At 35.6% G+C, this 12794-nt stretch carries 8 protein-coding genes and 1 pseudogene; all 9 read right to left on the bottom strand.

The genetic code is table 11. From position 1 onward, the window contains the following. The coding region (locus ABI657_RS17365) for a GEVED domain-containing protein (RefSeq protein ID WP_348098531.1) at nt 1–4054 on the bottom strand (4054 nt) is incomplete at its 3' end. 860 nt (nt 4055–4914) lie between these two features. Beyond that, entirely contained in the window at nt 4915–5838 is a 924-nt protein-coding gene (gene queG, locus ABI657_RS17360) for a tRNA epoxyqueuosine(34) reductase QueG (RefSeq protein WP_348098530.1), read from the bottom strand. A gap of 114 nt (nt 5839–5952) precedes the next feature. After that, on the bottom strand, nt 5953–6975 hold the full coding sequence (gene ruvB, locus ABI657_RS17355; protein ID WP_348098529.1) for a Holliday junction branch migration DNA helicase RuvB: 1023 nt from the start codon (nt 6973–6975) through the stop codon (nt 5953–5955). A gap of 92 nt (nt 6976–7067) precedes the next feature. Further along, entirely contained in the window at nt 7068–8867 is a 1800-nt protein-coding gene (locus ABI657_RS17350) for a cbb3-type cytochrome c oxidase subunit I (protein ID WP_348098528.1), read from the bottom strand. A gap of 30 nt (nt 8868–8897) precedes the next feature. After that, on the bottom strand, nt 8898–10085 hold the full coding sequence (locus ABI657_RS17345) for a cytochrome c oxidase subunit II (RefSeq protein WP_348098527.1): 1188 nt from the start codon (nt 10083–10085) through the stop codon (nt 8898–8900). A gap of 19 nt (nt 10086–10104) precedes the next feature. Beyond that, entirely contained in the window at nt 10105–11499 is a 1395-nt protein-coding gene (locus ABI657_RS17340) for a quinol:cytochrome C oxidoreductase (protein WP_348098526.1), read from the bottom strand. Nucleotides 11500–11526: 27 nt separating this feature from the next. Further along, nucleotides 11527–12072: a cytochrome c gene (locus tag ABI657_RS17335; protein ID WP_007808965.1), complete on the bottom strand. Its 546-nt coding sequence runs from the start codon at nt 12070–12072 to the stop codon at nt 11527–11529. 8 nt (nt 12073–12080) lie between these two features. Beyond that, nucleotides 12081–12605 (bottom strand): DUF3341 domain-containing protein, encoded by a 525-nt coding sequence (locus tag ABI657_RS17330; protein ID WP_348098525.1) that lies wholly within the window; start codon nt 12603–12605, stop codon nt 12081–12083. Next, a pseudogene (locus ABI657_RS17325) lies at nt 12598–12794 on the bottom strand (hydrogenase); the annotation flags it as partial. The gene ABI657_RS17330 and the pseudogene ABI657_RS17325, both read right to left, overlap by 8 nt.

Here is a 12794-nt window from a genome sequence, read left to right as displayed (position 1 = left end):
CCAATTGTGCAGCATTGCTGAACGAAACCGAAGCCGCTGAAGTACAGCTTGCGTTATTGGCCGTCAGGGTATAACCCGTAGCCGGTACCATGCCCGTGATAGCACCTCCTGCACCAACAACTGGTCCTGCCGGAGTAAAAGTATACGTTAAGGTTGCATTATAGTTTGATACCGTAGAGCTTCCGTCAGCCAGACAAGTCGCTGCCGATGAACCGATCGTCGGAACAGCAGGTACTGGAGTAATAGTTACCATTGCATTTCCATTCATTGGAGCAGTACATGTTGTTGTTGCATTAGTAGCAATAACAGTATATGTTCCTGCAGCTGTTTTGTTTCCAAAACTAATTACAGAACCAGTTCCTGCAACTGTAGCGCCGTCATTAACTCCGCCCAATTGCAATTGATAATTTACGCCTGTTTGCGAGTTACTTAATTCCACTGCAACTCCAGTTCCCCCTGCGCAATAAGCACCGCCTCCTGTTACTGTGTAGGCTGTTGGGTTTGATACGGTTAATACTGCAATAGTGGAAACAACATTAGCACATACAAAATTAGATTCAGTTACTATAACCCTGTATTGATACCCATTCATAGAACAGGTTATTCCAGTTAAGTTTAATGAAGATGAATTAGTACCTACATTATTCCAAATAGTCCCGTTTGTACTTTGCTGCCATTGAAATTGTGTGACACCAGACCCCCCAGATGTAGTTACTGAAAAAGTGGCAGTACCAGCAAAAGTGGCCGTTTGGTTCGCAGGATTGCTTACAACACTTGGAGTCCCTAATGTTACAGCATTAGTATATGATCCGGAATAAGAAGCAGCAATTACTTGACCATTTGCGTTTACAGCTGGAACTCCAGTACCATAAACACCACCATCTCCGCCATCTGCTGTGGTTGAATTATAATATTCATTGGCATCAGAACAACCATCATTGTCCGAATCTAAATCCAAATAATTTGGAATCCCATCATTATCTGAATCACATAATTTTTGATCAATATTGATGTCGTCTATGGCTAAATCATTCCCGTTTCCTCCAGCTGCTGTATTAATAAATACTACGTCAATACTTACATTTGAAGAAGGTATAAAAATTGTCGGGTTTGTGAAATTTTGCCAGGCAGTAGTACTACCTTTTGCTACCCTTGGAATATCTCCAGTTGTAAAACTGTATAAAACATTAGAAGGATTTCCAGTTTCTTGAAATTCTATTCTTATATTAGGAAAATTTCTTGAACTACTGCTAGGTTTATCTATATCTAAATTCATTACCCAAAAAGAAGCATTAATAGGTGCACTGGTTACAACTCCCGTTAAGGTTCTTCTGTAAAATTCTCCTGCTGAAATACCAGCATTAAAAATAGCCATCCTACCAGCTGTAGGCGAAGTTCCTCCATTGGTATGATCCCCTATATTTTGCCAAAGCGAATTTGCCCATGTAGACGTTTCCTGGACATTATTAAATATTGTATAACGGCCATCCTGAAGCGAAAAATTTGGAGAGGCAGGTCCATCTGCAGAATTAGTAGGAACTGTCCCTGCTGTTGCCTGATAATAATTATAATTAGTATACGGCGAAGAAATACTAAAAGTTCCTGCTGTAGTGCTTTGAGTACCAAAATTCTCTACAAACAAAGGATTTATAAACGTCCCCGTCAAGCCACAAGCCGAATTTTCTACGCTATCCAATATCCCATCATTGTCATCATCCAAATCAACAGGATTCGAAACATTATCATTATCACTGTCTAAAGGAGTGTCAGTAACAGACATATTCATAGTAATCTGACACCCGTTATTATTGGTATAAGTAATTATAAACGATCCTGCCGAAACTCCCGTAACTATTCCTCCACTGGTTACAGTTGCAATTGCCGTGTTACTGGAAACCCAAGGATTACTACTAGCTGGAGATGCACTTCCAGTTAAAGTGGTTGAAGCGCCTTGTAATACTGAACTTGCACCAGTAATGGTTGGTAAAGGATTTACCGTTATTGTAGCAACTGATGAATTCACTGCAGCACACGTTCCACTTTGTAAAACGGCTCTGTAATAAGTAGTAGCGGTTAAGCTTCCTGTTGATAATGATGTAGTGCTATTGGTAACAGTTGTTGCTGCTGTAGCAAAATTATCTAAAGAAGATTCCCATCTTAGGATGCTTCCCGTATTCCCTGAGAGGCTTAATGTAGTTCCAGTACCCGAACAAACTGCTGTACTTCCAGAGATTGTTCCTCCAACCGAAGTTGGATCCACCGTTATTGTCCCAGTAGATATTGCAGGAGGACATCCTCCTGTTGTAGTCACTGTATAATTGAAAGTACCAGAGGCTGTCGGGGTACCGCTTATCGTTACAGTATTGGCTGCCCAGGACCCTGTAACTCCAGCCGGCAATCCAGAGATGGTAGCCCCTGTTGCACCTGTTGTTGCTAAAGTTATATTTGTTATGGCACTATTGATACAAGTAGTTCTGTTTACACCTGTTACTATGGTATTTGTTGGAGTAACGATTAGCGTCACATCTGAAGAAATAATACACCCTGAAGTGTAAGTAAGTGTTAATGTGTATACTCCAGCATCTATAGGTTGGACATTAGATATCGATGGACTTTGTAAAGTGGATGTGAAGCCATTTGGGCCCGTCCAGCTGTGCGTAGCTCCAACGTCAGTTACTCCTACAAACGAAGCCGTTTGTCCTTGACAAACGATTAGAGGTGAAGGTGTTGTAATTACAGAGTTTATATTCACCCAATGATCTTCTGCTTCACCGTCAAAAGCAAATCCTGTAGGACCTAAATTGTTTGTTGAAGAGAGTCGTATTCGCGTATAGTAATTGCTGCCTGACTTTAACCCTGAAATAGCTGCAAGCGACATTACTATATTTCCATTAGTACCAGTGGGTACTGTATAAGTTGCTTTTTCACTTGTATCAAAAACACCATTACTATTAGCGTCTATCCATAAGCTTAGATAGGCTGGATTGCCTGTTAGGTTTTTTGCTCTTACAGTAGCCTGGCAAAGTGGCCAGGAGAAACCTACAACAGCATCTTCATCATCAATCCCTGCCAGATCATCTCCATTAGGATTTGTTCCAGCTGCAACTGGTGAATATGCTCCTTCAGTATCTACAGTAGTACCCAGCATTAGTAGCGGGTCTGCAAAAGCACCCCTTTGAGCATCTAGTACATTCGTTGTTGTAGATAGATTTGTATTGCCTATGGGCAGAGTACCACCTGTAATAGAGCTATTGACGATATGCACTGCCTGACCATATCCAGTTGGTGCGTCAGAATAATCTACATTTTCCATAAACCCAATAGCAAAATGCTGTATTGAGCTTCCTTTTACAGCGACATCAATATAAGGTACATTTTCTGCTATCAACAAAGCATCTCCTCTAGAATCACCTGTATTTTGATTCGTAACTCTCACTGTTGATCCAGCTCCAGAAACCTGAAGTTGTGTGCTCATATTTGCCCAAATATCTTGATAGATATATTTATCCATATACTTAATGGTCCCTGATGGAGTAGTAATTTGGTAATATTCGCTTGTACCATTTAATGATTCTGTACCTGCAATTGCAAAGGCAGCAACGTTTCCCGTAGTACCGTTGGGATAGTTTGCAACAATTGTTAGTCGAAGACTAGCCGTAGCGTTAGTACCTCCATTATTTATACCTATAATATTAGCTGCACCATTGGTGCCACCAATATTGCCATAGCCATATGGGAAATTATTTCCTGAAAAATTATCAGTTTTTCGAGATTGAGGGAGCCCTGGTGTACCTGTTGCAAGAGAAACTGTTGCAGTATAGATAACTCCAGAAGGCGCAGTAAAGGATCGAGTGGTTCCGTTGGTGATAATATCTGCAGGTGCTCCATCACTATTTAAATCCCAATTGAGCCAAAAAATTTTGTCTTTATACAAGCCTGTACCCGTTGTAGCAGTTCCTGCTTGAGCTTGTAGCTGTAATGTAGCGGTTACTAAAAATAGTAAAGCTAGTAGATACTTGAATGAATTTGTAGTAGAAAGTATTTTTTTATTCATACTATATAATTAAAATAGTTTTTTTTAAAAATTCTGTAAAACATAGGGCTGTTAAAACAATTCCTTTGTTATTTATTATTATTGTTGCGATTGCATTGCTTTCTAAATAAATAATCTCATTTCAAAAGATTTGTGAATTTGCTTTGCCAAAAAACAAACTAAAAGTAACTAGCTTAAAAGAGTTAAGCTCTTTAAAAGTAAAGTTTTGCATAGACCAATCCTGTTTTGTTAGTAAAATTGAAAAAAGCTGAAATCCAAAAAGAATTCCAAAATAGGTAATGATTCTATAAAAAAAGAAAGATGGGATAATACTCTGGAAAAGAGCTTTCCGAAATTTTATTAAAGCAAAGTAATTCACTTACCATAATTTCGAAATGACCTTAGAATCTTTATTTATTAATATTCAGCAGATTGGGGTAAGCGAAAGTATACAAACCATAAAACATTAGCTACATTTTTCGGTGAATGGCTTAATTAGACGATGAAATACGTTTTTTTTTATACTCTTCACTATCCTTTATGTTAAATAAAGGTTATAAGTTTGTTTATATTTTTAGACATAATCTTCCTTACTCGTAATGTTTATAAGAATCTGCCCCATTTATTATAGTGGATTCCGTTCCATGTTTTTGAATTTGTCATTAATTAAAATATTTCAAGAGATAGTGAAAAGCATTATTTTTGCCTGCTTTTTTTCAAAGCGCAAAACTATGTCAGACAGATTGCTCTAATCAAAAAAATGTTATAAGGAGAAGATTCAAAGTTATGGAAGAGCAAAAAGAAGTTATAAGAACTATTTTTACTTATTAATAGTTGCTTATATTTGTTAAATCAATTCAGAATTTTATAGATTTTCAGAATTATTCTAAAAACTTAATGTTTCTCTTTAAGCCATCAAACTTGGTTCTTTTAATGGGAGAATTTTTAAAAACAGTTCGAAAAGTTTCCTCTGTAATTTCAATCCAATCTTTTTTGGTAAAAGAAAGTATTTCCAGATTGGGATTAAATAATGGTTCGGAATGAGATTTGGAGAATCTATTCCACGGACAAACATCCTGACAGGTATCACAACCAAACATCCATTCGTCGAATTTCCCTTTCATTTCGTAAGGGATATTTTCTTTAAGCTCGATGGTATAATATGAAATACATTTGCTTCCATCGACAACATACGGAGCCACAATTGCTTGTGTAGGACAAGCATCAATACAAGCGGTACAGGAACCACAATGATCTGTGGTTGCATAGTCATATTCTAAATCCAAGTCTAAAATAAGTTCGGCAATAAAATAAAAGGAACCTACCTTTTGAGTTAACAGGTTACTATTTTTACCAATCCATCCTAAACCACTTTTTGCAGCCCAGGCTTTATCTAAAACTGGTGCAGAATCAACAAAAGCACGTCCTGAAACTTCTCCTATATTTTCCTGAATGGAAAAAAGAAATTCTTTTAATTTTTCTTTGATTACAAAATGATAATCCTGACCATAGGCATATTTTGAAATCCTGAAACTATCTTCGTTTTGAATTTCACCTGGATAATAGTTAAGTAAAAGTGAGATCACACTTTTGGCGTCATCAACTAAAAGTGTTGGATCTAAACGTTTATCAAAATGATTTTCCATGTAGGTCATTTGACCATGATGGTTATTGTTGAGCCATTTTTCAAGTCTGGGTGCTTCTTTTTCTAAAAAACCTGCTTTAGATATGCCACAAGAAAGAAAACCAAGTCGTTTTGCTTCGGATTTAATAAATTTAGAATATGTCTCTTTTGAATTTATCAATACAAAATATTATATTTAACGGAGAGCTTTAGCCCAGACAGAAGCGGCATCCTTTTCTTGCCTTCTTTAGGCAGGAAAAGATATAGTGGATGGCTGGAAAAGCTTCTTGAAAAATTAAAATAAACCGCCTTGTATATTAGTATTTATTTTACCTAAATGTTTGTAGGCTTTATCGGTAACTTCACGTCCACGAGGGGTACGCATAATAAAACCTTCCTGGATTAAAAAAGGTTCATAAACCTCTTCAATTGTTTCACTGCTTTCTGAAACTGCTGTCGCTAATGTCGAAAGTCCCACTGGGCCACCTTTGAACTTATTGATAATAGTTAACAGAATTTTATTATCCATTTCGTCAAGGCCATGAGCATCAACATGAAGCGCTTTTAATGCATAACGAGCTATTTCCAGATCAATTGTTCCGTTACCTTTAATTTGGGCAAAATCACGAACCCTGCGCAATAATGCATTAGCAATACGGGGTGTTCCCCTACTGCGACCAGCAATTTCGATTGCAGCATCTAATACAATTGGCATTTTTAATATCGAAGAACTTCTTTCTACAATTGTTGTTAGAAGTTCAGTAGTGTAATATTGAAGTCGAGATGAAATTCCAAAACGGGCCCGCATTGGTGCTGTTAGCAATCCTGAACGTGTTGTAGCTCCTATTAAAGTAAAAGGATTCAGATTGATTTGAACTGTTCTGGCATTTGGACCAGATTCTATCATAATATCAATTTTGAAATCTTCCATAGCTGAATAAAGATATTCTTCGACTATAGGACTCAAGCGGTGGATTTCATCTATAAATAAAACATCTCTTTCATCAAGATTGGTTAACAAACCTGCTAAATCTCCCGGTTTATCTAAAACCGGTCCTGATGTAATTTTGATTCCGACTTCAAGTTCATTTGCTAAGATATTAGCCAAAGTAGTTTTACCCAGCCCCGGTGGACCGTGAAATAATGTGTGGTCTAGCGCTTCTCCTCTTTGATTAGCGGCCGCTACAAAAACTTTTAAATTCTCCAATACCTGATCCTGTCCGGCAAAATCATCAAATGATAATGGACGCAGTTTTTTTTCGAGATCTAATTCTTCAGGGTTGTATCCTTTTGTAGTAGGATCTAGGTTTTCATTCATCTTACAAAGATATAGAAACTAATCAGTTTGCAAAACAACTTTTATAGAACAAAAAAAGACTGTCGTTTCGGACAGTCTTTTAAAATATTATTTTAGTGATGTAAAACTTCTTCACCTTCTTTCATCGGTACATTTTGCGGAACAAAATCTACGTCATGATTTGGATTACTATAGTCATATGGCCAACGGTATACGTGAGGGATTTCACCCGGCCAGTTACCGTGCATGTGTTCTACAGGAGTAGTCCATTCTAATGTTGTTGATCTCCATGGATTTTGAACTGCTTTTTTACCATAAAAAATGCTGCTAAAGAAGTTGTATAGGAATACTAATTGAAAAGCTCCACCGACTAAGGCAAATGTTGTAATTAAAACATTCACATTTTGTAAATCATCAAATAACGGAAAGTTTGTATTGGTATAATAACGTCTTGGCAAACCTGCTAATCCGATAAAGTGCATTGGAAAGAATACTCCATAAGCACAAACTGCAGTTACCCAAAAGTGAATATATCCTAAATTTTTATTTAACATTTTTCCGTACATTTTAGGGAACCAGTGGTAAATACCGGCAAACATTCCGTAAAGTGCAGAGATACCCATTACTAAGTGAAAGTGAGCAATTACAAAGTAAGTATCGTGAACGTTAATATCTAAAGTACTATCTCCTAAAATGATTCCAGTTAAACCTCCAGTGATGAAAGTAGAAACCATTCCGATAGAAAACAACATTGCAGGATTAAATTGCAAGTTACCTTTCCATAAAGTTGTAATCCAGTTAAAAGCTTTTACAGCTGATGGAATCGCAATCAATAATGTTGTAAAGGTAAATACAGATCCCAAAAATGGATTCATACCAGAGATAAACATATGGTGACCCCAAACAATTGTAGATAAAAATGCAATTGCAAGAACTGACATAATCATTGCTCTGTATCCGAAGATTGGTTTACGAGAGTTCGTAGCCATAATTTCAGAAACAAGACCCATTGCCGGTAAGATTACAATGTATACTTCAGGGTGTCCTAAGAACCAGAATAAGTGTTCGAATAATACTGGAGAACCACCTTGATAATGTAAAACTTCACCTGCAATATAAATATCAGATAAGAAGAATGAAGTACCGAAACTTCTGTCAAAAATTAATAATAAGGCAGCAGATAATAAAACTGGAAATGAAATAACACCAATAATAGCTGTTACAAAAAATGTCCAGATTGTAAGAGGAAGTCTAGTCATAGACATTCCTTTTGTTCTTAAATTAATTACGGTTACAATGTAATTTAAAGATCCCATTAAAGAAGATGCAATAAAGATAGCCATAGAAACTAACCATAAAGTCATACCTGTACCTGAACCCGGAATTGCTTGTGGCAATGCACTTAATGGCGGGTAAATTGTCCAACCTGCAGATGCCGGACCAGCTTCAACAAATAATGAAGATAACATTATTACAGCTGATAAGAAGAACAACCAGTATGAAATCATGTTCATAAATCCAGAAGCCATATCTCTGGCTCCAATTTGAAGTGGAATAAGCAAATTACTAAAAGTTCCGCTCAAACCGGCCGTCAGTACAAAGAATACCATTATGGTACCATGAATTGTAACTAAAGCCAAATAAATATCATTTGCCATTACACCATCCGGTGCAAATTTATCACCTAATAAAACATTGAATATTTTGAAAGACTCTTCAGGCCACGCCAATTGCATTCTGAAAAGCAAGGACATTGCAACACCTATTACTCCCATTATAATACCTGTAATCAGGTATTGCTTAGCAATCATTTTGTGATCAATACTAAATATATATTTAGTAATAAAAGTGTCTTTATGGTGATGTTCGTGCTCGTGATCGTGATCGTGTCCGTGATCGTGTTCTGCTGACATATATGTGTACTTTAAATTTCTTAATAAATATTATTTCGCTGCAACTTTGGCTACAGCAGCTTTAACAGTATCTACAACTGCTTTAACTGTGTCTTTAGCAATGCTGCTATCTTTGGCTGTTTCAGTTCCTTCTGCTGGTTTCTCAGCTGCAGCTGCAGTTTTAATATCCTGAGCCAGAGTAGTTTTTTCACTTAACCATTTTTTGTAATCAGCCGGTGAATCAACAACCACTTTCATTTGCATATTGTAATGAGATGCACCACAAATTTTATTACATAATAATAAATAATCAAATGTATAAGGATCTAAAGCTGTACCTCCACTAGCGATTAATTCAGCACTTTTTACAGCTCTGATTTTATTGATATTTGATACTTTTTCAACCATAAATGGTAATTCTCTATATTCAGCAGTTGTATAAGTTGGAGTAAAAGCAAATTCTGTAACCATACCTGGCACACAATTCATTTGCGCTCTAAAGTGAGGCATATAAGCTGAGTGCAATACATCCTGAGAACGCATTTTGAAATGTATCTTTTTACCTTTAGGAATGTGTAATTCAGTAACTACAATATCATCCTGAGCATTAGGATCAGACATATCAACACCTAAAGTGTTTATTCCTTCGATTAAACGAACATTTGCCTTTCCTAAAACATTATCCTGACCTGCGTATCTTGCAGTCCATTTAAATTGTTGTGCGTATAATTCGATTTCAATAACGTCTTCATCTTTATCAATAAACATAATATTGTTCCAGGCATACAATCCATAAAGAATTAAAACTGCCAAAACAACAGATGGAATAATACTCCAGAGTGCTTCTAATTTATTACTATCTGCAAAGAATAATGCCTTTTTATCTTTATTTCCTCTATTTTTAAAAGAAAACCAGTATAATAAACCTTGTGTAATAACCTGAACTACAAAAATTAAAACCCAAGTAATATTCATCAAACTATCCACTAAAATTCCGTGCTCTGAAGCAGGCGTGTGAAGTGCTAAATGACCCCATTTAAGTAAACCATAAATAGTAAATATATAAATGAAAGCTAAAAAGCCAAACATAATATATCCCTGAATATTATTATCATTATCTGATGCAACTTGCGAATCGTCCGAAGAAGATCCTACTTGAGTAAGATCAAAAATCTTGGTCAATTGCCATAATGCAACTGCTAATAAAACTAAAACTATAATTACCAACAAACTTGTCATCTGTTTATTTCTTTAAATATTAATAATGAAAATGTTTACTTTCTTCGATGAAAGGATTTCTTTTTGCTAATAAAGGAACTTTAGTTAATGCAGTAAATACTACAAAAATGAATAACCCCAGAAAGAAAAGAACAGATGCAATTTCAGGAACCCCGATAAACCATTTGTCTCCTACTGTACCTGGCATAATCATATTAAAAAAGTCAACATAATGTCCTAATAAAATAACAATACCAGCCATTACAATAACCCAGCTAAGACGTTTAAAATCTGTATTGATTAATATCAATAATGGGAAAACAAAGTTCATAACTACAGCTCCAAAAAATGGTAAGTTATATAATTGAATTCTTGTTATAAAATAAGTCACCTCTTCTGGAATGTTTGCATACCAGATCAACATGAATTGAGAGAACCATAAATAAGTCCAGAAAATACTAAAACCAAACATGAATTTAGCTAAATCATGTATGTGACTAGTATTTACATGTTCTAAATATCCTTTAGATTTTAGGTATGTTGAAACCAATGCAATTACAGTAACACCACTTACAACGAAAGAAGCAAATACATACCAGCCAAATAATGTACTAAACCAATGCGGGTCAATTGACATAATCCAATCCCACGACATAATAGATTCAGAAACAATAAAGAAAACTAAAAATCCAGCAGAAATATTAAAATTCTTTTTGTAGAATAAATCATCATTAGCATCGTCTTGAGCCAAACAATTTTTTCTTGAATAATAACGGTATAAATTCCATCCTAATAAAAAGATTCCAGCTCTGACAATCCAGAAAGGGAAATTTAAATAACCTGCTTTACCAGCAATAATTTCATCATAGTTTGGGCTTTTAGGGTCAGTAACTCCCTCACCTAACCATACAAAAATATGATTAAAATGCAATCCGCAAAGAACCAGAATAATAAAGAAAATTACAGACCCTACAGGCAAATAAGCAGTTATTCCCTGCATTACTCTAAACAAAACCGGAGACCAACCTGCCTGAGCAACTTGCTGTATAGCATAAAATGCTAAAACCCCCATAGAAATCAATAAAAAGAAAATACAAGCAACATATAATGCAGACCAAGGCTTGTTTTGTAATTGGTGCAATACATGGTTTAAATGTTTTTCATGCTCATTAGAAGCATCAACTTTTTCATGCTCTCCACCTTTATGTGATTCATTTGAAGCTTCCGCAGCTTCATGGTGTCCAGCTTCTTTATGAGAAGCCTCAGTAGTAGCTTCATGTTCTGCACCATGAGATCCACGTGCATCAGCAGCTAGTATTTTTTCAACTTCTTGAATATCTTTAGGAGCACTTAAAAAACCATACCCAATACCTAATATACCAATGGCCATCAGGATGATAGAAAAAGTTTTTAATTTACTTGAAAATGTATACATATCTATTACGATCAGTTTGTTCAACAATTATAATTGGCTTTTTAGTTTTAGAACATAGTCAGCAACTAACCAACGTTCATGGGCACTTAATTGATTTGCATGTGAACCCATTGCATTTAAACCATAAGTTTCTACATGAAAGATACTTCCTTCAGTAATTACTCTGTCCTTATAGCTAGGTACTCCAAGAAATTTTTCTCTTTCAACCAATTTACCTTTACCATTACCAGCTGCACCATGGCAACTAATACAATAAATTTCGAAAAGTTCTTTTCCTTTACCGGAATTTCTTTCGATAGAATCCAAAGGAGACTTTAAATTAGCCTTAGCCAATTCATAACCTGCAGTTGAATTTTCATATTCATAAGGTTCAAAACCTCTGTTGATAGTTCCTTTTACAGGAAGCTGTCCTTCTTTTCCTCCTTTAAATACAGAAGCTTCAGAATATGTTTCATATCCTACAGATTCATACATATTAGGGAAATACTGATAGTTTGGCGCCGAATTATTGTGGCAAGATGAAACTAAAATAGTTATACCAACTAAAAGTGTTATTTTATATATCCTTTTCATAGCTACAATTAATTCTTTTCAATTACTTTAACTTCAACTGCTCCTGTACCTTCGAAAAAAGAAACTAGTTCTGCTTCATTACCGTTTACAGCAACCTCCATTAAAAAATGGTCATCTGTTGTTCTTACATCAGGATTTTCAGCATCTTTAAATGGCCATAACCTACTTCTCATATAAAAAGTAATTACCATTAAGTGAGCAGCAAAAAACACAGTCATCTCAAACATAATTGGCACAAAAGCCGGCATATTCTGAATGAAACTAAAACTCGGTTTTCCCCCAATATCCTGTGGCCAGTCATGAATCATAATATAACTCATCATTGTTGTTGCAACAGAAATACCAACACATCCATATAAAAAAGAACAAATTGCTAATCTTGTTGGTGCTAAACCCATAGCCTTATCCAATCCGTGAACTGGGAATGGAGTAAAAACTTCTTCAATATGATGATGAGCAGCTCTGGTTTTCTTTACTGCATCCATCAAAATATCATCGTCATTATAAATGGCGTATATTACTTTATTACTCATGATGTGAATCTTTATTTGCTCTTTCTCTAATGTAATTATCTCCTGTTCCTTTCAAAATTGTTTTTACCTCTGCCTGAGCAATAACCGGGAATGTTCTGGAGTATAATAAAAACAATACAAAGAAGAAACCTATCGTTCCGATGAAAATTCCAATATCAACAAATGTTGGTGAAAACATTGTCCAAGAAG

It is taken from the genome of Flavobacterium sp. (assembly GCF_039930565.1).
Lineage (GTDB): Bacteria > Bacteroidota > Bacteroidia > Flavobacteriales > Flavobacteriaceae > Flavobacterium.
The sequence above is the reverse complement of the archived record's forward strand: the minus strand, read 5'-3'. Positions and strand labels throughout refer to the sequence as shown.

Coding starts and splice junctions, on each gene's coding strand:
- ruvB (WP_348098529.1), bottom strand. CDS start 6,975: ATGAATGAAAACCTAGATCCTACTACAAAAGGATACAACCCTGAAGAA.
- ABI657_RS17350 (WP_348098528.1), bottom strand. CDS start 8,867: ATGTCAGCAGAACACGATCACGGACACGATCACGATCACGAGCACGAA.
- ABI657_RS17345 (WP_348098527.1), bottom strand. CDS start 10,085: ATGACAAGTTTGTTGGTAATTATAGTTTTAGTTTTATTAGCAGTTGCA.
- ABI657_RS17340 (WP_348098526.1), bottom strand. CDS start 11,499: ATGTATACATTTTCAAGTAAATTAAAAACTTTTTCTATCATCCTGATG.
- ABI657_RS17335 (WP_007808965.1), bottom strand. CDS start 12,072: ATGAAAAGGATATATAAAATAACACTTTTAGTTGGTATAACTATTTTA.
- ABI657_RS17330 (WP_348098525.1), bottom strand. CDS start 12,605: ATGAGTAATAAAGTAATATACGCCATTTATAATGACGATGATATTTTG.